The following is a 24,036-nucleotide window of genomic DNA, read 5'->3' as shown; positions in this document are numbered from 1 at the left end:
TGCGGATGTGGCTCAGTGGTAGAGCATCACCTTGCCAAGGTGAGGGTCGCGAGTTCGAATCTCGTCATCCGCTCGCAGTATGGATGAAAACTGCCGGGACCGACGGTTCCGGCAGTTTTCATTGCAGCACNNNGGGCGATTGGCGCAGCGGTAGCGCGCTTCCCTGACACGGAAGAGGTCACTGGTTCGATCCCAGTATCGCCCACCAAATTCAGGTCTCGCTCCCCAGCCGCTCCCCACCCTCGCAAGCTCGGTCGGGGCCCCTCGCGGCTGTGGGCCCAGGCTCGACCACCGGTGGTCGAGCCTGTCGAGACCTTAGATGCCAGTGCGCGAGCCTGCCAGCCGCCGAGGTCAGGTGGTGGTCGACAGCTGTTCACGCACGCAGTGAAGCATCGTCCAGTTCAAGGCCGATGACCTGCGCCACGCGGTCGAGGTCCACGTCGTAAGCCAGCACGGTGGCTCCTCGACGCCAAGCCACCGCAGCGATCATGCAGTCGACCATTCCGCGAGGGGTGATCCCGGCTTGGCGGCATCGCCGGTAGATCCGTGTGGCCGCGTCGAAGTCAGTGGTTGCGTCGAAATGGAGCAGGCCGGCCCGCAACAACAGCCGACGCAAATCGTCCTCCTGTGCGTCCGTGCGCGCCCCAGCGAGCACCTCCATCATCACCGGTTCGGTGACCATCAACGGACCGTCAGTGGCGATCAGCTCGGTCAGCCGATCGTCCACCGGGCTTCCGGTTGCACGGTCATACTCGATCCAGGCCGAGGTGTCAGCCAGGATCACGCTGCGCCCCGGGGAGCCTCGTCAGCAGGCAAATCGGCTATCGCGCGCGCCCCGCGCATGGCCAGTGCCTGTTCCCGACTCATCGGTTGGCCGGCCAGGTGTCGCAAGGCCAGCTCGACGGCCTCGGTCTTCGTCCGGACGCCGTAGCGCTCCATGATCACCCGGACGTAGTCATCCTCGATCTCGATGTTCGTGCGCACCTTGGCCATACACGCACCATACACCTCGCGTGTACGGGACGTGTACGACGGCGGCGCAACCGGTGGTCGAGCCTATCGAGACCTGAAATGCTAGTGCGCGAGCTTCAGGCCGACCACACAGGCCACGATGCCCAGCAACAGCAGGATCTTCACGAGCGACACCGGCTCCGTGCCGGTGACCATGGCGTAGCCGACGGTGAGCGCCGCCCCGATGCCCACCCACACCGCATAGGACGTGCCGACCGGCAACGACCGCATGGCCCAGGCGAGCCCTCCCATGCTGGCGACCAGGGAAAGCGCGAACACAACGGTCGGCACGGGCCGGGTGAGGCCCGCGCTCTTGCCGAGCGCGGTGGCCCACACGGCCTCCAGCATTCCGGACACGACCAAGACAATCCATGACATGGCAAACCCTCCACGCGCCGTCTTGTCGCTGGCCGGGTACGGCGCACCTCGTCCGGGTGCATGGCTGCCCGTCCATGATCGCACGCCGGGCACGGACCGGGCATTTCGCCGGGGGCGAATTCCCCTTGGCAGGGCCACCCGCCGGGATTAAGATCTTGTCTGTCCGGGGCAATGGGCCCCGCGGAGCGAAGGGAGGTGCCACTTGTCTATTTTTGACGACATCAAGGGCAAGGCCGAGGAACTCATCGAGGGCCACGCGACCGAGGCCAGGGGCGTCAGCTAGAAGACGACCTCCGACTTCGTCGACAAGGCTTCCGGGGAGTATCCCCACCCGCTTGCCTTTAGTTAAGCGTCAAAAGAGGTGCCGGTCCCGCCGAGAGGCGGCACCGGCACCTTTCGCGTTTAAGCGACGGGCACGGCCTCCCGGGCCGCATCCGGGGCGGCCTCCCGCGCCAACGCCGTCAGCCGGGACACCGCCCGGAAGTACTTCTTCTGGTAGCCACCGGACATCATCTCGGGCGTGAACAGCTCATCGAGCGGGGCGCCGCTGGCCAGGATCGGCACATCCTTGTCATACAGCCGGTCCGCGAGCACCACGAACCGCAGCGCCACGGACTGTTCGGTGATGGTGTGCACATTGCGCCAGACGACCGCGTCGATCCCGTCCAGCAGCTGCCGGTACCTGGACGGGTGGACGCCGGCCAGGTGGTCCACGAGTATGGCGAAGTCATCGACGGCGACGGTCCTGCCATCGAATTCGCGCCGCATGGCCGCGTCCAGGTCGCTGTTGGCCAGCGGTTCCGGCGGGGTGGGCAGGCCGCGGTGCCGGAAGTCCTCCCCGTCGATGTGCAGGATGTCGAACTGGTCGGCCAGCACCTGGATCTCCCGCTTGAAGTCGACGGCCGCGAACCGGCCCTCCCCCAACGCGCCCGGCAGCGTGTTCGACGTCGCGGCCAGTTTCACGCCCGCGTCGGCCAGTTCTCGCATGAGCCGGGACATGAGCACCGTGTCGCCCGGGTCATCGAGCTCGAACTCGTCGATGCAGACCAGTTTGTACCGGCTCAGCGCGTCGACGGTCTTGCGGAACGACAACGCGCCAACCAGGTTCGTGTACTCGACGAACGTGCCGATGGCCTTCGGCCCGGCCACGCCATGCCAGAGCGAGGAGAGCAGGTGGGTTTTGCCCACTCCGAAGCCGCCGTCAAGGTAGATGCCGGCCCGGGACGCGGACTTGCCGTTCCTGCCGGCGAACAGCTTGCGCAGGCCCTTTGCCGGGGCGCCGCCGACGCCGCGGCCGAAATCCTCCAGCGCCGTGACGGCCTGCGCCTGCGACGGCTGGCCCGGATCCGGCCGGTAGCCGGCGAATGACACGTCGCCGAACCGCGGCGACGGGACGAACCCCCGGAGCAGTTCCTCCACCGATACCGACGGCCTGCGGGTGGAGAGTTGCTCGATCTTTACCAAGGCCGTCGGGTCCTTATCATGCGTGGAGGGGAATCAGCTGCGCCCGCACGAGATGCGCCGCGGGCTGTTCCAACAATACCGCCCGCATATTGCGTCACGTTAACGGTCGGAAGGATTCCACCGCCCCAATCGTTACGCTGTTGAGGAAGCCAAGCCACCGTTGCGACCGGCAACGGCCCCCAACCCGAAGCGAGTACACATGCCTGTTGCTGCAGAAACCAATGAAAAGTTCGCCGCCTACGCCCACCCGGAGCGGCTCGTGTCCACCGACTGGCTGGCCGCCGCGCTGGCTGACGGGGCCGCGGGCAACGGCAGCATCGTCGTCGTCGAATCCGACGAGGACGTGCTCCTCTACGAGACCGGGCACATCCCCGGCGCCGTGAAGATCGACTGGCACACCGACCTGAACGACGACGTCGCCCGCGACTACATCGACGGTGCCGCCTTCGCCGAGCTGGCCGCCGCCAAGGGCATCTCCCGCGACACGACCGTCATCGTCTACGGGGACAAGTCGAACTGGTGGGCCGCGTACGCGCTGTGGGTCTTCACGCTGTTCGGCCACGAAGACGTCCGCCTGCTGGACGGCGGCCGCGACAAGTGGATCGCCGAGGGCCGTGAGCTGACCACCGACGCCACGAACGTCACCCCGTCCGCCGGCTACCCGGTCGTGGAGCGCAACGACGCCCCGATCCGGGCCTACAAGGAGGACGTGCTGGCCCACCTGGGCAAGCCGTTGATCGACGTCCGATCCCCCGAGGAGTATTCGGGCGAGCGCACCCACATGCCCGCCTACCCGCAGGAGGGCACGCTGCGTGGCGGCCACATCCCGACCGCGGCGTCGATCCCGTGGGCCCGCGCGGCCGCCGCGGACGGCACCTACCGCAGCCGGGCGGAGCTTGAGGCCCTGTACCTGGGCGAGGCCGGCCTCAAGGAGGGCGACGACGTCGTGGCGTACTGCCGCATCGGCGAGCGGTCCAGCCACACCTGGTTCGCGCTGAAGTACCTGCTGGGCTTCGACACGGTCCGCAACTATGACGGTTCCTGGACCGAGTGGGGCAACTCCGTGCGCGTCCCGATCGCCAAGGGCACCGAACGCGGCGAATGGCCGGCGTCGAACTGACAAGCGGCGAACCGAAAGTGTTGAAAGCAACGTACGCTTAACTCGATGAGTACTACACAAGCATTGCCCGCGGGGCTGGCGGAGATCGTCAAGGACTTCCAGGACCTGCCGGAGCGCGAGCGGTTGCAGCTGCTGCTGGAATTCTCCCGCGACCTGCCGCCGCTGCCGGAGCGTTTCGCGAACCACCCGGAGCTGCTCGAACAGGTCCTCGAGTGCCAGTCGCCGTTGTTCGTCACGGTGGAGGCGGAGAAGACCGACGACGGCGACATCGTGCGGCTGTACTTCCAGGCGCCCCCGGAGGCACCCACCACGCGTGGTTTCGCGTCCGTGCTGCACGCCGGGCTGGACGGGTTGAGTGCCGCCGAGATCCTGGCCGTGCCCGACGACATGCCGGAACTGCTGGGCCTGACCCGGGCCGTGTCGCCGTTGCGCATGCGCGGCATGTCCGCCATGCTCGGCCGGATCAAGCGCAAGATCGCCGGCGGACTGCGCCCGGCCGCCTGAGGACCGGATGGCGAAAGGCAGGACCGCGGGCGGGACGCCGGCCACCGTCGCACTGGCGGCGGCCGGCGTCCCGTTCACGGCGCACGCCTACGCCCATGACCCGGCGGCACCCAGCTACGGCCTGGAGGCGGCCGAGGTGCTGGGCATCGACCCGGGCCGGGTTTTCAAGACGCTCATGGCCGACGTCGACGGCACCCTGGCCGTTGCCGTCGTTCCGGTCAGCGGCTCCCTGGACCTGAAGGCGCTGGCCCACGCGCTCGGGCACAAGAAGGCGGCCATGGCCGACCCCGCCGCGGCCCAGCGCCGCACCGGCTACGTGCTCGGCGGCATCTCGCCGCTCGGGCAGCGCCAGCACTCCCCCACGGTCGTCGACGAATCCGCCCTGGCGTTCGAGACGATCTTCGTCTCGGGTGGGCGGCGCGGCTTTGACGTCGAACTGGCCCCCGCCGACCTCCTCCGGCTGACGGACGCCCTCACGGCCAATATCGGCAACCCGTAGCGGCGATCGAGCCCGTAGCGGTGATCGAGCCTGGGGCCACGGCCGCGCGGGGCCCCGACCGAGCTTGCGAGGCCGGGGAGCGGCTGGGGAGCGAGATCCGGGGTTTCGACAAGCTCAACCACCGGCAGTCGAGCTTGTCGAGACCTGGGGTTTCGACAGGCTCAACCACCGGCGGTCGAGCTTGTCGAGACCTGGGGTTTCGACAGGCTCAACCACCGGCTCAACCACCGGTGTGCTCGCGCGGCAGCGTGTAGCGGCCCAGCCGGGGACGCAGCCAATCCGCCACCACCCGCTCCCACCGTTCCGGTTCCACGTTCCACTCCTTGGCGTGGCCGGCCTTGCTGAACGGCTCGAACGTGACCATCTCCGGGTTCCGCCGGGCCAGTTCGGCCGTGGGCCCGAAGGGGACGAAGTCGTCGTCGACGCTGTGGATGGCCAGGGTGGGGGTGCGCAGCTCGACGGCCCGGCTCACCCAGTCCGTGCTCTTCAGGTCCACGGGCGCGGCCAGGCCGGTGATGCGCCGCCCGAGCGGGTGGCTGAGCATGAACTGCCCGTACCGGCCCACGCGCTCCGGAATGCGGTTGAGCTTGGCCTGGAAGGCCAGGACATCGACCCAGTCGATGACGGGCGCGTCCAGCACCAAGGCGAGGACACGGCCGCGGTTGCGCCCGCGATCGGCGACCTGCAGGCAGATCGCCCCGCCCATCGAGTACCCGATCAACACGACGTCGCGCGCACCGTGGGCCAGCGCATGGTCGATGGCGACGTCCACGTCCTCCCATTCGGTCAGGCCCAGCCCGTACCGGCCGTCGGCGGCGGCGTGCGCCTCCGGGTCGTTGCGGTAGGAGATGAGCAGCGAATTCATGCCGAGCCGGTGCGCGACCTGCACGGCCCGCAGCCCCTCCGCCCGCGTGCCGCCGCGACCGTGCACCATGATGGCCCACGTGGGCAGGGCGCCGGGGGCGGGCACGAACCATGCGGGCGCCGGCCCGCCGGGCAGGTTGAGCGTGACCTCGCTGCTGTCCAGGCCGAGTTCGTCGGGGTGGGCGTGGATGCTGCCGGACCACCAGCCGGCCGTGGCCGCGCGCAGGTCCCCGCCCTCCACGCGCAGCACCTCGCGCGTGACGCTGCCCTCGCGCGGCACGTACGCGAGGATCCGGCCGATGACCGCGTGGGCGCGCCCGTTGTCGAAGTACAGTGCGAATGTACCGGCCACGGTGGTGTCGGGGGTGGCCGGCAGCACGATCTGCAGCACCGGGCCGTCCGGGATGACGGCCAGCACCGGCACGTCCGCCAGCCGCAGCTTCTCCGGGATCACGACGCGCCGGGCGAAGTAGCCGGCCAGCGCCGAGGTGGCCGTCACGACGGCGGCCACGCCGGCCGCCGCGGCCCCCGTTGCGAGTGCCGTCCACTTGAACCAGCCGCCCGTGCGTTGCGCCGAAGTCTCCATGGCACCATTTTGCCCCACACGCCGCGTGCCCGTGGCCCTATGCTTATGGCATGAGCGACTCGATCATCATCCTGACCGAAGAACCACTGGTCCCCACGGATGCGGAGAACATCACGGACCTGTATGGCCCGGACGACGACGTCGAGCTGGTCGTGCTCGTGTCCGCGGACATCCACCGGAACCTGTTCGTCGACGTCGTCGACCAGTTGACCATGCTGGACCTGCCCGGGGCACTGCGCGAACTGCGCGAGCGTCCCGATCCGGAGGCCAAGCGGGCCGAGGCGGCGCACACGCTGGAGGAGTCGCTGCGGGTGTTGCGCGCCGCCGGTGCCAGGGTGACCGGCGAAGTGGTGGAGCACGACGCCGTTGCCGCCCTGGTTGCCCGGGTCACCGGCGCCGGGGCCCGGCAGGCCGTGGTGGTCACCCGGCCGCACGCCGTGGCGGACACGTTCCGCCGGGACTGGGCCAACCAGGCCCAGCGCAAGCTCGGCCTGCCCGTCCTGCACCTGTATGCGGGGTCGGGATTCATTGGCGACTCGTAGGCGTTAACGACCACATGAGAGACAACAACGAAACCGTGCCCACCACGAAAACCGATGCCGACTGGCGGCGCGAGCTGACCGCCGACGAGTTCGCCGTGCTGCGCCGCGCCGGCACGGAGCGCCCGTTCACCGGCGAGTACTGGGACTCCACGCAGGAGGGCGTGTACGCCTGCCGAGCCTGCGGCGCCGAGTTGTTCACCTCCCGGGAGAAATTCGAGTCGCACTGCGGCTGGCCGTCGTTCTTCGCTCCGCTGGCCGAGGGTACCGTGCGCTACCTGCACGATTCGTCGCTGGGCATGGCGCGGGTCGAGGTGCGCTGCGCGGCCTGCGATTCACACCTGGGCCACCTGTTCGAGGGCGAGGGCTACGATACGCCCACCGACCAGCGGTTCTGCATCAACTCCATCTCGCTGCGCCTGCGCCCGGGTACGGTCGGCCACAATACAGCCGACAATACGGGCGACGATACAGCCGGCGCCTGACGCGGCCCGCGGGGGACCCAAGCACGCCCAACGCTTCTGCACCGATCGGTTCCGGTCGAACGCAAGCATGAGAGTTGCTTATGCTGGGGAATTTTTCACGTAAGTTTTGCTGTTTCATTGGTACGCTCGTCACAATCCCGGCGAGTCCGCCCACTTTCCCAGCAAAGGACGTGCACACCATGGTCACCACCCTCTCCCCCGCAGGCGATGTCCGCCACGACGCCGGTCGCACCGTTACGGCCGGCCTGGCCCACGATCCGGCCTGGCTGGCCCTGAAGCAGGCGGCCACCGAACTGCAGGGCCTGCAGGTCAAGGACGGTTCTGTGCCAGAACCGGCCGACCACGAAGCCGCCCGCGCGCTGATCGGCCAGATCGTCGCATCCATCGAGACCCTGGCCCCGCACTTCCCGCACGACGCCGAGTACCTGCGCCTGCTCGTCGCCGACTTCACCCGCTGGGCCGACACCGGCCTGGGCGTGCCCGACTTCCTCGACTCCCTGCTGGCGTTCGCGCCCCAGGAGCACCGGACCAACGACCTGGGCCACCTGGTCGTGTTCCCCATGTACACGCAAAACGGCTCCACCTCGCGCTTGGTCGAGGCCGTGCTCGTGGAGGTCATCTGGCCCGAGTTCATCGGCGAACTGGAGGCCGGCAACTACTCGAACAAGCTGTTCGTGCCGCTGCGCTTCGTCGACTTCACCCCCGGCTACGACACGAACTCCGCCGTGCTGTTCCCCGAGAGCGTGGCCGTGCGCGAGACCCCGACGTTCACGTGGGGCGCCATCTTCCAGGACCGCGAGGCCGCCCGGTTCCGCCGCGTGCTGCGCGCCGCCGCCGACGTCACGAGCCTGGACCTGCCCGAGGATGCGGCCGCGCTGATCGACGACCAGGCCCTCACGCAGGAGACGTTCGTCATGTGGGACCTCATCCACGACCGCACCCACATGCGCGGGGACCTGCCGTTCGACCCGTTCATGATCAAGCAGCGCATGCCGTACTTCCTGTACTCGCTCGAGGAGCTGCGCTGCGACCTGACCGCCTACCGCGAGTCGGTCGCCGTCGAGCATGACGAGTCGGCCTCTCCCGAGGCGCGCAAGCAGGCCAAGCTGGTCCAGTACGCGGTGATCTTCGACCGCATCTTCCGCTTCGCCATCACCGGCTCCCGCGTGCGCAACTACGACGGCCTGGGCGGCCAGTTGCTGTTCGCCTGGCTGCACCAGCACCGCGTGCTGCACTGGACCGACACGAAGCTGGCCATCGACTGGGCGGACGTCCCCGAGGTCGTCATGGCGCTGGGACAGGCCATCGAGGACCTGTACTGGCGTTCGATCGACCGGCCGAAGCTGGCGCACTGGCTTGCCGCCTACGACCTGGTCTCCGCCACGCTCACCCCGCACCCGGCCTCGGTCTGGGCGAAGGGCCCCGATGCGCTGCCGTTGACCGGTGCGCTGCGCGAGGTCACCGACCAGGTCATGGACGACGAGTTCCCGCTGTCCATGTTCTACGAGGCCCTGTCCAAGAAGATGGCCGGCGTCATCGAGTCGACGTCCGGCATCACCGGATCCAGCGACCTCGACCACACGGCCCTCCCCCACACGGCCTAGCCCGATGGAACCCGATTCGGTCCAGCCGCTGGTGCTGATCGCAGGCGGCAGCAGCGCCGCCGGCGTCGCCGTCTCACGGGCCCTGGTGACGGCGGGCCTGCGCGTGGTAACGGTGGGCTCCGACGACACCCGCATCCGGGTCGCCGCGCAGGCCGCCGGCGGCGCTGTGCCGGCCGTCGCCGACCTGGCCGACCCGGCCGCAGTGGAGAGGCTGGCCGCGGCCGTCCACCGCGACCACGGGCCCATCGACGGGCTCATCCACCTGGTCGGCGGCTGGCGCGGCGGGGCGGACCTGGCCGCCCAGTCGGACGCCGACTGGGACTTCCTGCACAGGAACGTCGTGACGACGCTGCGCAACACGACGCGCACGTTCTACCCGGACCTCGTGGCGTCCGCCCGCGGCCGGGTGGCCATCGTGTCGTCCACATCCGTCACCGACCCGACACCCGGCAACGCCAACTACGCCACGGCGAAGGCGGCCGCCGAAACATGGCTGGGCGCCGTCGCCAATGGCTTGGCCCAACCGGGCGACGACGGGCACCCGGGCCGCGGCGCCGCCGTCGTACTGGTGGTCAAGGCACTCGTCGACGACGCCATGCGCGCCGCCGCGCCCGAGCGCAAATTCCCCGGTTTCACCGATGTGTCGGTGCTGGGGCAAACTGTGGTTAGTCTTTTCTCCCCCGACACCGACGCGCACGAGCTCAACGGCCGGCGCATGATTCTCTAAAGGCGGCACACGCACGTGACTTCCGGCACGAACCCCAGCTCCACCACGTCGACCCGGCTGCACGACCCGGCCGTGCGCGGTTTCGCCTCGGACAACTATTCGGGTGTCCATCCGGAGGTGCTGGCCGCGCTGGCCGCGGCCAACGACGGCCACCAGGTCGCCTACGGCGAGGACGTCTACACGCGGCGCCTCGGCGAGGTGATGGGTGAGCTGTTCGGCACCCGGGTCGAGGCGTTCCCCGTGTTCAACGGCACCGGCGCCAACGTGGTGGGCCTGCAGTCGCTGCTGCCGCGCTGGGGCGCCGTGGTCTGCGCCGCGACCGCCCACATCAACACGGACGAGAACGGCGCGCCGGAACGCGTCGGCGGCCTGAAGCTGCTGCCCGTGCCGACGGCCGACGGCAAGCTCACGCCCGAGCTCATCGACAAGGAGGCCTGGGGCTTCGGCGACGAGCACCGCGCCCAGCCGCTGGCCGTGTCCATCACCCAGACCACCGAGCTGGGCACCTGTTACACGCCCGCCGAGGTCCGCGCCATCACCGGGCACGCGCACGGGCTGGGCATGAAGGTGCACATGGACGGCTCCCGGCTGGCCAACGCGGCCGCGTTCCTGGACGTGCCGGTGCGCGAGTTCACCTCCGACGCCGGCGTCGACGTGCTGTCGTTCGGCGGGACGAAGAACGGCGCCATGTACGGCGAGGCCGTCGTCGCGTTGGCCCCGGAGGCCGCCGACGGGCTGAAGTACCTGCGCAAGATGGACATGCAGCTGTCCTCGAAGATGCGCTTCATCTCCGCCCAGCTGCTGGCCCTGCTCGAGGACGACCTGTGGCTGCGCTCGGCCGGGCACGCCAACGCGATGGCCGCGAAGCTGCGCGCCGCCGTCGATGCACTGCCGAGCGTGCACGCCACCCAGGCCACGGAGTCCAACGGCGTGTTCGCCGTGCTGCCGGCGGGCGTGGCCGACCGGTTGCGCGCCGACTTCCGGTTCTACGACTGGGACGCCGCCGCCCGTGAGGTGCGCTGGATGTGCTCGTTCGACACGACGGAGGCCGACATCGACGCGTTCGCGGCGGCCATCCGCCGCGAGGTCGGCGCCTGAGGTTCCCTGCGGCGCGCCTGCCCGGGAATCCGGCCCGACCCGCATAATCTTCGAACGTGAGCACCCTAGCCAACGTTCCCGTGGAGTTCCTGGCGGCGCTCAGCTCGCTGCGCGCGGCCCGCCCGCGCCCGGAGCTGCGCCTGGCCGAAGTCCCGGCCCCGTCCCGGCTGGCACCGTTCGCGGTCGCCCTGGGCGCGGAGGTCATGAGCGACGGCGACGAACTCGCCACCGGTCGTTTCATCCTGCTGCACGATCCCGACGGCTCTGACCTGTGGGAGGGCACGTTCCGGATCGTCACGTACATCCGCGCCGAGCTCGACGCCGACATGGGCAACGACACGCTGCTGGGCAATGTGGCGTGGACGTGGCTTGTCGAGGCGCTCGAGACCCGCGGCGCCGTGCACCGCAACACCGGCGGCACGGCCACGCGCATCCTGTCGGAAAGTTTCGGGGCGCTGGACACCCGGCCCGACACCATCGACCTGGAACTGCGCGCGTCCTGGACCCCGCACGGTCCCGAGGTCAGGGCCCACCTGGAGGCGTGGAGCGACATGGTGTGCTCGTTCGCCGGACTGCCGCCGCTGCCCGAGGGCGTCACGGCGCTGGCCCAGCGCCGCCGGCACTGAGGCCCGGGGGCGCGAGCCCCGCGCCCGGTCTGGCTGTCTGGTCTGGCTGCCTGGCCGTGGGCGGACTAATGTCGTTGTCACATGGGTCGATCACCCTGTCTGCTGTGTCGTGGACCTCCCGTGCCGTGGACACCGTCCGTGAGGAGCATGCGATGTCAGTCATCACCAGCCGCGAGCAGGCGGAAATAGACCGCGCCAATGCCTCGGGGAAACAGCCGGTCGTGTTCGTGCACGGATTGTGGCTGCTGCCGGGCAGCTGGGAGGCGTGGCGCACCCTCTTCCAGGAGCGCGGCTTCAGCACACTGGCACCGGGTTGGCCGGACGATCCCGAGACGGTGGAGGAGGCCCGCAGGATTCCCGGGGTGTTCGCCGGGAAATCGATTGGCGCGATCACCGACCATTTCGTGGACATCATCGGCCACCTCGACCGGAAGCCGGTGCTGATAGGTCACTCGTTCGGCGGCCTGATCACCCAAAAGCTTGCCGGGATGGGGCTGGCCACGGCGTCGGTGGCCATCGACCCCGCCCCCGTGCGCGGCGTCCTGCCCTTGCCCCTCTCCTCGTTGAAGGCGGCCTCGCCGGTCATCGCCAACCCGGCGAACCGCCGCCGCCAGGTGATGCTCACGGAGAAGGAGTTCCGGTACGCGTTCGCGAACGCCGTGCCAGAGGCCGAAGCCCATGAATTGTACGAGCTCTTCCCGGTGCCCGGCTCCGGCCTGCCGCTGTTCCAGGCGGCGTTCGAGAACCTGTTCCCCCGCACCGAGGCCAGCGCCGACACCAGGAACCCGGACCGTGGCCCCCTGCTGGTCATATCGGGCGAGGAGGACCACACCGTGCCGTGGGCCGTCGCCAATGCCACCTACCACCTGCAGAAGAAAAACCCGGGCGTGACGGAGATCGTCAAGATCCCGGGCCGGGGCCATTCGCTGGTGATCGACGCCGGCTGGGCCGACGTGGCCGAAAAGGCGCTGGACTTCCTGGCCAGGAACCCGGCGCCGTAGGGCGGGCCGGCGGCGGATGGGCCGCTCGCTAGAATGGAACCATCATGACCAGCCATTCAACTGACAGCCACACCCGCGCGCGGACCCGCAAGTCGTCGACGGGGGGCGCGCCTCCGGTCCAGGTCCTCGAGGCGCCGCCGGCCCAGGTCATCGTGGACGGCGTCCCCGTGGACTTGTCGGAACTTCCCGACGTCGTCGCCCTCGACACGCCGCGGGACGGGCTGCCGTCGGTCATCGCCACGCAATCCGGGCTGGAACGCTGCGCGGCGGCACTGGCGGCCGGGCGGGGATCGGCCGCCATCGACACCGAACGGGCCTCCGGCTACCGGTACGGGCAACGGGCCTTCCTCGTGCAGATCCGGCGCGAGGACGCGGGCACCTGGCTCATCGACCCGGAACCGTTCGACGACCTCGCCATCATCAACGACGCGCTGGACGGCGTGGAATGGATCCTGCACGCCGCCAGCCAGGACCTGCCGTGCCTGTCGGAACTGGGCATGTGGCCGTCGTCGCTCTTCGACACCGAGCTGGCCGCACGCATCGCCGGGCTGCCCCGCGTGGGGCTGGGCGCCGTCATCGAGTCACTGCTCGGCTACAGCCTGGCCAAGGAACACTCGGCCGCGGACTGGTCCACCCGGCCACTGCCCGAGGCGTGGCTGCGCTACGCGGCCCTCGACGTGGAGGTGCTGGCCGAGCTCGAGGAGGAGATGCTCGAGCTGCTCGAGTCCACCGGCAAGCTCGAATACGCCCGGCAGGAGTTCGCGGCGCTCGTGGCGGCCGGCCCGGCCGAACCACGGGTCGATCCGTGGCGGCGCACGCACGGCGCGCACACCCTCCGCAACCGCGGCCAGCTCGCCGCGGTGCGCGAGCTGTGGCTCGCCCGTGACGCGCTGGCGGAGAAGCGGGACATCGCCCCGGGCCGGCTCATCCCCGATTCCGCCATCATCGCGGCCGCCAAGGCCATGCCCACGACCGTGCCGGACCTGCTGAACCTGCCCGGGTTCCACGGTCGCGCCGCCAAACGCGACGCGCCGCGCTGGCTGCGTGCCCTGCAGACGGCCCGCGGCACCGACGACCTGCCGCCCATGCACCTGCCCAACGACGCCCCCCCGCCGCCGCGCGCGTGGGCCGACCGCGACCTCACGGCCGCCGAGCGGCTGGCGACGGCCCGCAACCGGCTGGCGGCGCTCTCCACCGAGCTGACCATCCCGGCGGAGAACCTGCTCACGCCCGACTACCTGCGCCGGCTGTGCTGGCACCCACCGGCGCCCATCACTGTCGAATCGGTGTCGGCGGCGCTCGCGGACCTCGGCGCCCGGCCGTGGCAGGTCGGGAAGACGGCGGCCGTGCTGACCGACGCCCTGCTGCACCCGGAGCCGCTGCCGGCCAAGGAGCCCAAGCCGATGGACGCCCGGGCCCTTCCTTGAACTCAAAGTTACTCATGAGTAACATGACGTGTGACACCATCGGTGTCAGCGTATCCGTGTCTCGTGTGAGGAGTTCCAGGTGAGCCTGAACCGGCAGATCAGGGACGTCGTGTTCGTCGACGGCGTCCGCACCCCCTTTGGCAGGGCCGGCGAGTCGGGGATCTACGCGGACACCCGGGCCGATGACCTGGTGGTCAAGTGCATCCGTGAACTCATGCGGCGCAACCCATCGCTGCCCCCGGAACGCGTGGACGAGGTGGCGATCGCCGCGACCACGCAGACCGGCGACCAGGGACTGACGATCGGCCGCACCGCGGCCCTGCTGGCCGGGCTGCCCAGGTCCGTGCCGGGATTCGCCATCGACCGCATGTGTGCCGGCGCCATGACGGCCGTGACGACCACGGCCTCGGGCATCGGCATCGGCGCCTACGACGTGGTGCTGGCCGGCGGCGTCGAGCATATGGGCCACCACCCGATGGGCTCCGGCACCGACCCGAACCCGCGCTTCCTGGCCGAACGCCTGGTCGACCCGGCGGCGCTGAACATGGGCAACACGGCCGAGAACCTGCACGACCGGTTCCCGGCCATCACGAAGGAGCGCGCCGACGCGTACGCCGTGGCCAGCCAGGCCAGGCTGGCCGGCGCCTACGCACGGGGCCTCATCCAGCCGGACCTCGTCCCCGTGGCGACGTTGAAGCCGGGGCAGGGCTGGTCCGTGGCCTCGGTGGACGAACCGCCGCGGCCGGGCACGACCATGGCCGGCCTGGCCGGCCTGCGCACCCCATTCCGCGCCCACGGCCGCGTGACGGCCGGCAATGCGGCCGGCCTGAACGACGGTGCCACGGTGTCGCTGCTGGCCTCGGCCGAGGCCGCCGCGGAACTCGGCCTGGCCGTGAAGATGCGCCTGGTCACGTACGCGTTCGCCGGCGTCGAGCCCGAGGTCATGGGCATCGGCCCGGTCCCCGCCACCGAGAAGGCGCTGCGCCTGGCCGGGCTGTCCATCGACGACATCGGCCTGATCGAAATCAACGAGGCGTTCGCCGTGCAGGTGCTCTCCTTCCTGGACCACTACGGCATCGCAGACGACGACCCGCGCGTCAACCGCTATGGCGGGGCGATCGCCGTCGGGCATCCCCTGGCCTCCTCCGGCGTGCGCCTGATGACCCAGCTCGCCAGCCAATTCGCGGCGGCCCCGTCCGTGCGGTACGGCATCACGACCATGTGCATCGGCCTCGGCATGGGGGCCACCGTCATCTGGGAGAACCCGCACTGGACGGTGGTTGAGCCGGTGATCGAGCCTGTCGAGATCCGGGTCTCGACAGGCTCGGTTTCGACAAGCTCAACCACCGAAGGCTCAACCACCGAAGGGAGCGCCGCATGAGCGCCCGGGATTTCCAACAGCTCGCCGACCAGCTGCCGAACGAGGTCGTGACGCATTCCTATGTCCAGGACGTGGCCCTGCCCGGGGACACGGGCACCATTGCCCTGATCACGCTGGACAACGGCTTGGACCGGCGCCGCCCCACCACGCTGGGCCCCAACACGCTCGTCGAGCTGGGCACCGTGCTGGAGGCGCAACGCGCGCGGGCCGCGCGCGGCGAGATTGTCGCCGTCGGGGTCACCGGCAAGCCGTACTTCCTGGCCGCCGGCGCCGACCTGTCCGCCATCAAGGCGCTCGACGGCGCCGATGCCGGCGTCCAGATGGCCCGGCTCGGCCACGACGTCTACACGACGCTGAACACGCTCGGCGTGCCGAGCTTCGTGTTCATCAACGGCATGGCGTTGGGCGGCGGGCTCGAGATCGCGCTCAACGCCACCTACCGCACCGTATCGACGGGGGCCGGCGCGCTCGCCCTGCCCGAGGCGTTCCTCGGCCTGGTGCCCGGCTGGGGTGGCGTGTACCTGCTCCCCCGGCTGATCGGCCCGGCCAACGCCGTGAAGGTCATGATCGAGAACCCGCTGTCCAACAACCGCACGCTCAGCGGCCCGGCCGCGTACAAGCTCGGCATCGCCGACGCCCTGTTTGAGCCGGCCGATTTCCTCGAGCAGTCGCTGGCCTGGGCCGCCGGGGTGCTCGCCGGCACGGTCACCGTGGAACGGCCCAACGCCGTCGTCGAACCGCTCTCCGCGGCCGCCGGCGCCGCCTGGGACGCCGCCGTGGCCGGCGCTCGCGCGTTCGTCGAGGCGAAGACGTCCAACGCCGCCCCGGCCCCGGCCCGCGTCATCGACCTGTTGGAGCGGGGCAAGACCTTCACGAAGGCCGAATCCTTCGCCGCGGAGGATGCCGCGCTGGGCGAGTTGATCCACACCGACGAGTTCCGCTCCACGGTGTACGCGTTCTTGGACCTGGTGCAGAAGCGCGCCAAGGTGCCGGCCGGTGCGCCCGATCCGTTGCTGGCCAGGCCCGTGACGAAGGTCGGCGTGGTCGGCGCCGGGCTGATGGCCGGCCAGCTGGCACTCGTGTTCGCCCGTCAGCTCACGGTCCCGGTCGTCATGACCGACGTCGACCAGGCGCGCGTGGACAAGGGCGTGGGCCACGTGCACGCCGAGGTCGACAGGCTGCTGGCCTTGGGCCGGATCAGCCAGGACGCGGCCAACCGGACAAAGGCGCTCGTGTCCGGTTCCGTGTCGAAGGAGGCGTTCGCCGATGCCGACTTCGTCATCGAGGCCGTGTTCGAGGAACTGGCCGTGAAGAAGCAGGTGTTCGCCGAGGTCGAGGCCATCGTCTCGCCCGAATGCATCCTGGCCACGAACACGTCGTCGCTGTCCGTGACGGCCATGGCCGAGGACCTGCGGCATCCCGAACGCGTGGTGGGCTTCCACTTCTTCAACCCGGTGGCCGTCATGCCGCTGCTGGAGATCGTGCGGGCGCCCAAGACCGACGACGCCGTGCTCGCCACCGCGTTCGCCACGGCCAAGGCGCTGCGCAAGACGGCGGTGCTCGTCAAGGACGCGGCCGCGTTCGTCGTCAACCGCGTGCTGCTGCGGCTCATGGCGGAGATCTCGAAGGCCTTCGACGAGGGCACCGACGCACATGTGGCGGACAACGCGCTGCGCCCCATGGGCCTGCCGATGACGCCGTTCACGCTGCTCGCCATGGTCGGGGTGCCGGTGGCCCAGCATGTCACCGAGTCGCTGCAGGCCGCCTTCGGCGACCGGTTCCACGTCTCGGCGAACCAGCAGAAGCTGGTCGACGCCGGGATCAAGGCCTTGTGGGCCACCGGCGACGACGGTTCCGCGTCCATCCCGGCCGACACGCTGGCGCTGCTGGCATTCGGCAACACGCCGTCGACGTCGGCGGAACTGCTGGCGAAGACGCAGGACGCGCTGGCCGAGGAAATCGGGCTCATGCTCGACGAGGGCGTGGTGGCCGGACCGGAGGACATCGACCTGTGCATGATCCTTGGCGCCGGCTGGCCGATGCACCTGGGCGGCATCACGCCGTACCTGGACCGTGTGGGCGCCTCCGAGCGGGTCAACGGCAAGCGCTTCCACACCGCGTAGCGCGCTCCCATGTTTCGCCCAGCCTGCGATGGAAGGATCGATTCATGAGTGCCGAGCCCTCCCTGACCCGCCGTTCCGTCCTGCGCGCCTCCACTGCCGCCACGGGCGCCGCCTGCGCGCTGGCCCTGGCCGGCTGCAGCGGCGGCGCCCCGGCGGACTCCAAGGAGGCCGGCGGCGCCGCGTCCCCCAGCCCGTCCGCCGTCCCCTCGGGCGGCGCGCCGGTGCGCGTCGGCAAGGTCACGGACGTGCCCGTCGGCCAGAGTGCCACGGGCACGGCCAACGGCGTCAACGTGCTCGTGTTCCGCCCGGACGCCAAGACGGTGCTGGCGTACAACGCCAAATGCACGCACGCCGGCTGCGCCGTCGGCGCGCAGGGTGCCCAGTTCGTCTGCCCGTGCCACGGGTCGACCTTCAACGCCTCCGACGGCACGGTCGTCGTCGGGCCGGCAAAACAGCCGCTGGAACGCTACGCGGCGGCGATCGACGGGGACTGGATCACGGTCAGCGTCTAAACGGCACGTGGGCAATCCTCCCGTTCGACGGTTGGATCGCGTAGGCTGGCGGACGTCACCTCGGTAAAGGGGTGGACAGGGTAATTTCAATAAATACGCTTCATCGATTGATTTCATCAATTGGCGGTTCCGGAATTCCGGGGCCGGGAATATTTATGGGAATCGGGTGTGAATTGTGCATTTGTCCGTCGTGGGAACAACCGACCTCGTCCGTGGAAGTGTCCAGGTCCCCAATTCGAAATACCACGCCCACCGGGCCCTGATTCTCGCCTCGCTGGCCCCGGGCACCAGCCACATCCGCGGCCTCAGCGACGCCCGGCACGTGCAATACACCGTGTCGTTGCTGCGCTCCCTCGGCACCCGGATCGACATCGACAAGGACACGTTCATCGTCCATGGCGGCCCGTACCACGCCCACTCGGACACCATCTCCGCCGGCAGTTCCGGCACCACCTTGTACTTCATGGCCGGCCTCGCCGCCCTGGCCGACCGGGACGTGACCGTCACCGGCCAGAAATACTTCCAGCGCCGGCCGATCGGCCCACTGCTGGCGGCCCTGCGCCAGCTCGGCGTCGAGGCCTACTCGCCCACCGACTGCCCTCCCATCGCCGTCAAGGCGCGCCGGCCCACCGGTGGGGTCGTGCACATCGCCGGCACCCTGTCCCAATGGGTGTCCGGGCTGCTGCTCACCGCGCCGTTCGCGCTCGACGAGACGACCGTCGTCGTCAACGGACCGCTCAATGAGCACACCTACGTGGAGCTGACGGTGCGCATGATGCGCCAGTTCGGCCTGGTCGTGGACGTGTCCGCCGACGGGCGACGATTCCGCATCCCGCCGAACCAGTTGCCGCGCCCCACCGACCTGACGCTGCCGCCGGACATCGGCTCCGCCGCGTTCGGCCTGGCCGTCGGCGGCCTGCACCCCGCGGACATCCTGCTGCGCGGCCTGCGGCGCACCAGCTCCGACGGGGCCGACCATCCCGAATCCGAGTTGTTGGACATCGTCACCGCCATGGGCCTGCCCATGGCCTACGACCCCGAGGCCGACGGCGTGCGCGTGCGGCACAGCGGGATGCGGCTCAACCCGGTGGAGGTGGATTGCCGTAGCGTGCCGGACATGCTTCCGGTGCTCTCGGCCATGGCGGCCCTGGCGGACGGCGAAAGCGTGTTCCACAACGTCGAGCATGTCCGGCTGAAGGAGTCCGACCGCGTCGTCTCCATGCTGCAGCTCAATTCGATGGGCGCGTCGGTCAGCCTTGACGGGTCGGACCTGCGCGTTCGGGGTGTGCCGCGGCTGGCCAGCGCGCACCTGTCCTCCTTCAACGACCACCGGGTGCTCATGTCGCTCGCCGTGGCCGCCACCGCCGCGGAGGGACGGTCGGCGTTGACATACCCGAACGCGTACCGGATCTCCTACCCGATGTTCCTCGACGCCATGCAAACCCTGGGACTGGACATGCAGATCGAGCAGGGGCCGGCCCGCGGCCACCGCACGCCGCTCGGGGCCGTGGCCGCGCTGCGGGAAAGTTCCGCCCGCGAGGCCGCCGCGCTGGGGGCCGCCGACGCCGCCGGAGAAGTCACCGCCTCGGACTGGATCCGGCGCTGGGCGGCCGAGAAACCCCACGCGCTGGCCGTCGTCGACGCCCGTTGGGACACCACCGCGCACATGAGCTGGACCGCCCTGGACGAGTCCGTGGATCACGCCGCGGCCCTCTTCCTCGACGTTGGCGTGCAACGCGGGGACCGCATCGCCGTGCAACTGCCCAACTGGCGCCAGTTCGTGGTCATCGCGGCGGCGGCCATGCGGATCGGGGCGGTCATCTGCCCGATCATGCCGATCTTCCGCGAACGCGAGGTGGCCTACGCCCTGCAACGCTCCGGGGCCCGCATCCTGATCGTCGCGGACAACTTCCGCGGCCGCCAGCACGCCGACGAGACGGCCCGGCTGCTCGAGGCCGCGGCAGCCGGGCGGGACCCCGGGCTGGCCGGCATCCTGGTGGAGCACGTGTTCGTGGTCCACGGCACCCCGGGCACGCCGCGGCTGATGCCGCACGGCACGGGGCACGGGCCCGTGCAGTGGGCCGCCTGGCACCAGGCCCGGGCGTCCGTCGTCGTCGACCGGGCCGCCATCGACGCCCGCGCCCCGCGGCCGGACGATGCGGCGCAGCTGCTGCTGACCTCCGGCACGTCAGGGCCGCCCAAGGGTGTCATCCACACCCACCGCCGGCTCTCCCGGGCCGCGATGCTGGCGGCGCGGCAACTCGGCCTGGACGCCACGGACACGGTGTACATCCCGTCCCCGCTGGCCCACCAGACCGGGTTCCTGTACGGCATGTGGCTTGCGTTCACGCTGGGTGTGCCGCAGATCGTGCAAAGCGTCTGGGACGCCGGACGCGCCCTGGACGTGCTCCACCATTGGGAGGGGACGTTCGTCCAGGCGGCCACCCCGTTCCTCACCGACCTCGTGAACGCCGTCGAGGGTGGCGCCCCGCCGCCCGCGCGGCTGCGCGTCTTCGTCGTCACCGGCGCGGCGGTCCCCCGGTCGCTGGCCGAGCGCGCCACCCGCGTCCTGGGGGCTGCCGTCTGCGGCGCCTTCGGCACCACGGAGACCGGCCTCGGCGCGTTGTCCTCGCCGTCCGACCCGCCCGCCAAGGCATGGGGCACCGACGGGCGGGCCCTTCCGGGCGTCCGGCTGCGCATCAGCGACGACGACGGCCTGCTGCTGCCGCCCGGCGCCGAGGGCAACCTGGAGATCTCCAGCGCCACCGTGTTCGACGGCTACCTGGACCGTCCGGACCTTGAGGGCGAGACGTTCACGGCGGACCGCTGGTACCGCACCGGCGACCTGGCCACCATTGACGACGACGGCTTCCTGCGCATCACCGGCCGGGTCAGGGACATCATCAACCGCGGCGGGGAGAAACTGCCCGTCTCCGAGATCGAGCAGCTCCTGCACACGCACCCGGCCATCGCGGACGTGGCCATCGTCGCCATGCCGGACCCGCGCCTGGGTGAACGGGCCTGCGCGTTCGCCCGGTTGAAGCCGGGCACGGACCTTGACTTCGCCGGGCTGCAGGCCTTCCTGGACGGCCACGAGGTCAGCAAGCACTACTGGCCGGAACGGCTCGAGCTGGTGGACCAGATCCCCCGCAACGCGGTCGGAAAGGTGCAGAAGTTCGTGCTGCGCGAACGCGCGGCCCGATTGACGCCGCAGACCAGCGAGCCTCGACCAGTGTTTGCGCCGGACAAGGACAAGGACGAACAACGATGACCGTGGAACAGCTTGCCCGCCTAGACGGACGCGGCGCCGTCGTCGACCCCGCCACCTACGCCCGGCTCTTCGCCGCCGTGACCGCCTGGGTGGAGGGGCCCGGCGAGGCCTGGTCGGAACGGATCGAGGCCACCGGCACCGTCCCCGCCGAATTGCGCGCCGAACTGAAGGAGCGCGGCTTCCTGGGCCTGGCGGCGCCGCGCGAGCTGGGCGGGGGCGGGCTCGGGTTCACCCAGTGGATGGGGCTGATGGAGGTGTTCTCCCGCTCGCACGCGTCCATCCGGATGATCGTCCACGTGGTCAACGGGACGTGGCGGTCGATGAACCCGCACGCCACGCCCGAACAGCGCGCCAAGTACATCGTGCCGTCCGTGGCCGGGGACATCACGGTCGCCTTCACGCTGACCGAGCCGGGGAACGGGAGCGGCGCGGACATCTCCACCACGGTCCGCCGTGACGGGGACACCTATTACCTCAATGGCACCAAGCACCTGATCACGTTCGGCGTGAACTGCGACTACTGGCTGCTGTTCGCCCGCCTCGAGGGAAGCCACGGCAAGGATGGCACCGTGGGACTGCTGGTGGCCCGCGACTCGCCCGGGGTCACCGTGGAGGACACATCCAACACCATGGGCGTGCGCGGCACGGACCATGCCCGGCTGACGTTCACGGACACCCCCGTCCCCGTCGACCAGCGGCTGGGCGCGGAGGGCGACGGGCTGAAGATCGCCCTGGGCGGGTTCCTGACCCCGAGCCGGATCTCCGTCGCCATGAGTTGCGTGGGCCTGGCCGAACGGGCCCAACAACTTGCCATCGGGTATGCCCGGCAACGCGTGACGTTCGGCAAGCCGATCGCCGCCCGGCAGGCCATCGCGTTCATGCTGGCCGAGAACGCCGCCGACATCGAGGCGGCCCGGGCCCTGGTCATGCACGCGGCCGCCGAATGGGAGGCCGGCGCGGACCGGGCCCCGGCGTTGTCCTCCATGGCCAAGCTGACCGCCGTGGACATGCTCACCCGGGTCACCGACAAGGCCCTGCAGGTCCATGGCGGACTGGGCTACTGGAAGTCGGAGGCGATCGAGCGCGTGTACCGGGACGCCCGCGCCCAGCGCTTCGAGGAGGGCACGAACGAGATTCAGAAAACGGTGATCGCCAAGGACATCTTCGCCCGAGCGGCGGCCACGGAACGGGAGACCCATTGAGCGGCAAGTACGACGGAAAGATCGCCCTCATCACGGGATCGTCGCGCGGCATCGGGCGGCACCTGGCCCTGCAGCTGGCCGCCGAGGGCGCCGCCGTCGTCGTCAACTACCGCAAGAACGCGGAACTGGCCGACGCCGTCGTCATGGAGGCCAAGCGACTCGGCGGCTCCGCGATCGCCGTCCAGGCCGATGTCGAGGACCCGGCCGATATCACCCGGCTGTTTGACGCCGTCGCGGACACGTATGGCCGGCTCGATTTCTACGTCAACAATGCGGCGGCCGCGGCGTTCAAGAAGATCGTCGACCTCAAGCCGCACCATCTGGACCGGTCGTATGCCACAAATTTGCGGCCGTTCGTGCTCGGCGCGCAGGAGGCCGTGAAGCTGATGGACGACGGCGGGCGCATCGTGGCCATCACCAGCTACGGCAGCATGCGGGGGTTCGCGACCTATGCGGTGCTGGGTTCGTACAAGGCGGCCGTGGAGTCGTTCATCCGGTTCATGGCCGTCGAGTTCGCCGGGTACGGCATCAACGTCAACGGCGTCAACGGCGGGCTGATCGAGTCGGATTCGCTCGACTACTTCTACTCGATGCCGGGGATGGCGCCGATGGAGCGCGTGCTGGAGACCATCCCGCTGGGCCGGCCGGGCACCGTGGCGGACATGGCCAACGCGATCGAGTTCCTGCTCTCCCCGGCCTCCGCGTACATGACCGGCCAGACGCTGGTGGTCGACGGCGGCATGACCATCGCCGCGGCACCGTACTATCACCAGACCGGCGATCCCGTGAGCCTGCCGGAACGGCCCACCCGGGGGTAGCCTTGCGCCGTTGCCTGACCGCCGTTGCCTGTCAAGGACGACGGCGGTCGGGCGGGCGGGGAGCGTTTTCCCTCCCTCCACAGGCGGTAGCGGGGGCGGAGTTTCCCACAGGATTCGAATAGCCACTGGTGTTGTCGGCGGCTTGTTCTAGTCTTGGATCCGGTCGCATCCGGTGTTGGATTCGACCACCTGGACAGGCATCGGGAGGGGTGGTGGCGGCAATGGTTCCCGAGTTCGACTCGCAGTGTGGTGGCATGGCCGCCGCGCCGGGTATCGATGCTCCCGGCGCCACTGTCCGGCGGCCTCGGGCGTCAACCGTGTCCGACCCGACGGCACCCACCAATGGCCCGGTCTTGCAGGACGGCGACACAGTTCCCACCGGATCGTCTCCGCCTGGTCCTGGTCTTCCTGGCTGGGCTGGCGAGTGCGCGTCGGTGTTGGCCGCGGTCGGGGCGGTGACGGCGCTGGGGCCAGTCGTGTTCGACTGCGCCCGGGCGCTGGTTGTCGAGGCGGCGACCGCGGAGCGGGTGGCGCAGGAGCTGGGGCAGCGGGCGGACGCTGCGAGCGACCGGGCCGAGGCGGCGTTGATGGCTCGGATGGCGCTGGCCAAACACGCGGCCGAGGACTCGTATGAGGTGCGGCAGGCGGGGGTGGTGGCGGCCGGGCTGGCCAACGACGCCCGGACGGCGCGCGCCACGGCCACCCGGGCCCGGCACGAAGCCGAGGAGGCCGCCACCACCGCGACAACCGCCGCCGGTACGGGTTTCGGCACAAGTGCCGAGGGCTCCACCGCGGG

23 protein-coding genes, 2 tRNA genes and 1 riboswitch are annotated in these 24,036 nt (G+C 70.1%); of the genes, 20 read left to right on the top strand and 5 right to left on the bottom strand.

Annotation, left to right across the window (positions count from 1 at the left end; translation table 11 throughout):
- Position 1: 1 nt before the first annotated feature.
- Both EJC77_RS11735 and EJC77_RS11730 read left to right on the top strand, forming a co-directional pair.
- Positions 2–73 (top strand) — tRNA-Gly (locus EJC77_RS11735).
- 60 nt (positions 74–133) lie between these two features.
- Positions 134–208 (top strand) — tRNA-Val (locus tag EJC77_RS11730).
- Positions 209–373: 165 nt separating this feature from the next.
- Here EJC77_RS11730 and vapC read toward each other — a convergent pair.
- The 4 genes from vapC to zapE form a co-directional block, all read right to left on the bottom strand.
- Positions 374–784, bottom strand: coding sequence for a type II toxin-antitoxin system VapC family toxin (vapC, locus tag EJC77_RS11725; RefSeq protein ID WP_125612823.1), 411 nt, complete (start codon positions 782–784; stop codon positions 374–376).
- Positions 781–993 (bottom strand): type II toxin-antitoxin system VapB family antitoxin, encoded by a 213-nt coding sequence (locus EJC77_RS11720; protein WP_125612821.1) that lies wholly within the window; start codon positions 991–993, stop codon positions 781–783. The genes vapC and EJC77_RS11720 overlap by 4 nt, the downstream gene beginning before the upstream one ends.
- Positions 994–1,074: 81 nt before the next feature.
- Positions 1,075–1,389 carry a DMT family transporter gene (locus tag EJC77_RS11715; protein WP_125612819.1) on the bottom strand — a complete coding sequence of 105 codons (315 nt, stop codon included), beginning with the start codon at positions 1,387–1,389 and terminating at the stop codon, positions 1,075–1,077.
- 11 nt (positions 1,390–1,400) lie between these two features.
- A riboswitch (guanidine-III (ykkC-III) riboswitch) is annotated at positions 1,401–1,471 on the bottom strand.
- 320 nt (positions 1,472–1,791) lie between these two features.
- Positions 1,792–2,853, bottom strand: a complete 1,062-nt coding sequence (gene zapE / locus EJC77_RS11710) for a cell division protein ZapE (RefSeq protein ID WP_125612817.1) — start codon at positions 2,851–2,853, stop codon at positions 1,792–1,794.
- 199 nt (positions 2,854–3,052) lie between these two features.
- On the opposite strand from zapE, the gene EJC77_RS11705 reads away from it, so the two are divergent.
- The 3 genes from EJC77_RS11705 to ybaK are packed head-to-tail and all read left to right on the top strand — an operon-like array spanning position 3,053 to position 4,976.
- Positions 3,053–3,973, top strand: a complete 921-nt coding sequence (locus tag EJC77_RS11705) for a sulfurtransferase (protein ID WP_125612815.1) — start codon at positions 3,053–3,055, stop codon at positions 3,971–3,973.
- Positions 3,974–4,018: 45 nt separating this feature from the next.
- A complete protein-coding gene (locus EJC77_RS11700) occupies positions 4,019–4,477 on the top strand; it encodes a SufE family protein (RefSeq protein ID WP_125612813.1) in 459 nt (152 codons plus the stop codon).
- Positions 4,478–4,484: 7 nt separating this feature from the next.
- A complete protein-coding gene (gene ybaK, locus EJC77_RS11695; RefSeq protein ID WP_125612811.1) occupies positions 4,485–4,976 on the top strand; it encodes a Cys-tRNA(Pro) deacylase in 492 nt (163 codons plus the stop codon).
- A 220-nt stretch (positions 4,977–5,196) separates the two neighbouring features.
- Here ybaK and EJC77_RS11690 read toward each other — a convergent pair whose 3' ends face one another.
- Complete coding sequence (locus EJC77_RS11690; protein WP_125612809.1) at positions 5,197–6,426, bottom strand: alpha/beta hydrolase family protein; 1,230 nt, start codon at positions 6,424–6,426, stop codon at positions 5,197–5,199.
- Positions 6,427–6,476: 50 nt separating this feature from the next.
- Between EJC77_RS11690 and EJC77_RS11685 the strand changes: the two genes are divergently transcribed.
- The 15 genes from EJC77_RS11685 to EJC77_RS20400 form a co-directional block, all read left to right on the top strand.
- Complete coding sequence (locus EJC77_RS11685; RefSeq protein ID WP_125612807.1) at positions 6,477–6,968, top strand: hypothetical protein; 492 nt, start codon at positions 6,477–6,479, stop codon at positions 6,966–6,968.
- 14 nt (positions 6,969–6,982) lie between these two features.
- A complete protein-coding gene (gene msrB, locus EJC77_RS11680; protein WP_125612805.1) occupies positions 6,983–7,450 on the top strand; it encodes a peptide-methionine (R)-S-oxide reductase MsrB in 468 nt (155 codons plus the stop codon).
- A gap of 179 nt (positions 7,451–7,629) precedes the next feature.
- Positions 7,630–9,054, top strand: a complete 1,425-nt coding sequence (locus EJC77_RS11675) for a DUF6421 family protein (RefSeq protein ID WP_240630175.1) — start codon at positions 7,630–7,632, stop codon at positions 9,052–9,054.
- A 4-nt stretch (positions 9,055–9,058) separates the two neighbouring features.
- Complete coding sequence (locus EJC77_RS11670; protein ID WP_125612803.1) at positions 9,059–9,781, top strand: SDR family NAD(P)-dependent oxidoreductase; 723 nt, start codon at positions 9,059–9,061, stop codon at positions 9,779–9,781.
- A 15-nt stretch (positions 9,782–9,796) separates the two neighbouring features.
- A complete protein-coding gene (locus EJC77_RS11665; RefSeq protein WP_125612801.1) occupies positions 9,797–10,879 on the top strand; it encodes a threonine aldolase family protein in 1,083 nt (360 codons plus the stop codon).
- A 56-nt stretch (positions 10,880–10,935) separates the two neighbouring features.
- Positions 10,936–11,505, top strand: a complete 570-nt coding sequence (locus EJC77_RS11660; protein WP_125612799.1) for a DUF3000 domain-containing protein — start codon at positions 10,936–10,938, stop codon at positions 11,503–11,505.
- Positions 11,506–11,657: 152 nt separating this feature from the next.
- Positions 11,658–12,506 (top strand): alpha/beta hydrolase, encoded by an 849-nt coding sequence (locus tag EJC77_RS11655; protein ID WP_125612797.1) that lies wholly within the window; start codon positions 11,658–11,660, stop codon positions 12,504–12,506.
- A gap of 44 nt (positions 12,507–12,550) precedes the next feature.
- Positions 12,551–13,933, top strand: a complete 1,383-nt coding sequence (locus EJC77_RS11650; protein WP_125612795.1) for an HRDC domain-containing protein — start codon at positions 12,551–12,553, stop codon at positions 13,931–13,933.
- Positions 13,934–14,012: 79 nt separating this feature from the next.
- On the top strand, positions 14,013–15,314 hold the full coding sequence (locus tag EJC77_RS11645; protein ID WP_240630172.1) for a thiolase family protein: 1,302 nt from the start codon (positions 14,013–14,015) through the stop codon (positions 15,312–15,314).
- Positions 15,311–17,437, top strand: coding sequence for a 3-hydroxyacyl-CoA dehydrogenase NAD-binding domain-containing protein (locus tag EJC77_RS11640; protein WP_125612794.1), 2,127 nt, complete (start codon positions 15,311–15,313; stop codon positions 17,435–17,437). The genes EJC77_RS11645 and EJC77_RS11640 overlap by 4 nt, the downstream gene beginning before the upstream one ends.
- A 44-nt stretch (positions 17,438–17,481) precedes the next feature.
- Positions 17,482–17,949 (top strand): QcrA and Rieske domain-containing protein, encoded by a 468-nt coding sequence (locus tag EJC77_RS11635; RefSeq protein ID WP_125612792.1) that lies wholly within the window; start codon positions 17,482–17,484, stop codon positions 17,947–17,949.
- Positions 17,950–18,139: 190 nt separating this feature from the next.
- Complete coding sequence (aroA, locus tag EJC77_RS11630; protein ID WP_205787196.1) at positions 18,140–21,220, top strand: 3-phosphoshikimate 1-carboxyvinyltransferase; 3,081 nt, start codon at positions 18,140–18,142, stop codon at positions 21,218–21,220.
- Complete coding sequence (locus tag EJC77_RS11625; RefSeq protein ID WP_125612788.1) at positions 21,217–22,422, top strand: acyl-CoA dehydrogenase family protein; 1,206 nt, start codon at positions 21,217–21,219, stop codon at positions 22,420–22,422. Before aroA ends, EJC77_RS11625 begins: the two co-directional genes overlap by 4 nt.
- Complete coding sequence (locus tag EJC77_RS11620) at positions 22,419–23,240, top strand: SDR family oxidoreductase (RefSeq protein ID WP_125612786.1); 822 nt, start codon at positions 22,419–22,421, stop codon at positions 23,238–23,240. Before EJC77_RS11625 ends, EJC77_RS11620 begins: the two co-directional genes overlap by 4 nt.
- A gap of 434 nt (positions 23,241–23,674) precedes the next feature.
- A partial coding sequence (locus EJC77_RS20400; RefSeq protein ID WP_476712882.1) for a hypothetical protein occupies positions 23,675–24,036 on the top strand: 362 nt, incomplete at its 3' end.

The sequence above is a fragment of the Specibacter cremeus genome (genome assembly GCF_003946885.1).
Classification (GTDB): Bacteria; Actinomycetota; Actinomycetes; order Actinomycetales; family Micrococcaceae; genus Specibacter; species Specibacter cremeus.
Note: the sequence above shows the minus strand (reverse complement) of the source record. Positions and strands in the feature narration are given on the sequence as shown.

What these genes read in the sequence shown, in the direction of transcription:
- EJC77_RS11700 (WP_125612813.1), top strand. Translation starts at nt 4,019, where the DNA reads ATGAGTACTACACAAGCATTGCCCGCGGGGCTGGCGGAGATCGTCAAG.
- EJC77_RS11715 (WP_125612819.1), bottom strand. Translation starts at nt 1,389, where the DNA reads ATGTCATGGATTGTCTTGGTCGTGTCCGGAATGCTGGAGGCCGTGTGG.
- EJC77_RS11650 (WP_125612795.1), top strand. Translation starts at nt 12,551, where the DNA reads ATGACCAGCCATTCAACTGACAGCCACACCCGCGCGCGGACCCGCAAG.
- ybaK (WP_125612811.1), top strand. Translation starts at nt 4,485, where the DNA reads ATGGCGAAAGGCAGGACCGCGGGCGGGACGCCGGCCACCGTCGCACTG.
- EJC77_RS11675 (WP_240630175.1), top strand. Translation starts at nt 7,630, where the DNA reads ATGGTCACCACCCTCTCCCCCGCAGGCGATGTCCGCCACGACGCCGGT.
- EJC77_RS11720 (WP_125612821.1), bottom strand. Translation starts at nt 993, where the DNA reads ATGGCCAAGGTGCGCACGAACATCGAGATCGAGGATGACTACGTCCGG.
- EJC77_RS11655 (WP_125612797.1), top strand. Translation starts at nt 11,658, where the DNA reads ATGTCAGTCATCACCAGCCGCGAGCAGGCGGAAATAGACCGCGCCAAT.
- EJC77_RS11635 (WP_125612792.1), top strand. Translation starts at nt 17,482, where the DNA reads ATGAGTGCCGAGCCCTCCCTGACCCGCCGTTCCGTCCTGCGCGCCTCC.
- EJC77_RS11640 (WP_125612794.1), top strand. Translation starts at nt 15,311, where the DNA reads ATGAGCGCCCGGGATTTCCAACAGCTCGCCGACCAGCTGCCGAACGAG.
- EJC77_RS11685 (WP_125612807.1), top strand. Translation starts at nt 6,477, where the DNA reads ATGAGCGACTCGATCATCATCCTGACCGAAGAACCACTGGTCCCCACG.
- EJC77_RS11670 (WP_125612803.1), top strand. Translation starts at nt 9,059, where the DNA reads ATGGAACCCGATTCGGTCCAGCCGCTGGTGCTGATCGCAGGCGGCAGC.
- EJC77_RS11690 (WP_125612809.1), bottom strand. Translation starts at nt 6,426, where the DNA reads ATGGAGACTTCGGCGCAACGCACGGGCGGCTGGTTCAAGTGGACGGCA.
- EJC77_RS11705 (WP_125612815.1), top strand. Translation starts at nt 3,053, where the DNA reads ATGCCTGTTGCTGCAGAAACCAATGAAAAGTTCGCCGCCTACGCCCAC.
- msrB (WP_125612805.1), top strand. Translation starts at nt 6,983, where the DNA reads ATGAGAGACAACAACGAAACCGTGCCCACCACGAAAACCGATGCCGAC.
- EJC77_RS11625 (WP_125612788.1), top strand. Translation starts at nt 21,217, where the DNA reads ATGACCGTGGAACAGCTTGCCCGCCTAGACGGACGCGGCGCCGTCGTC.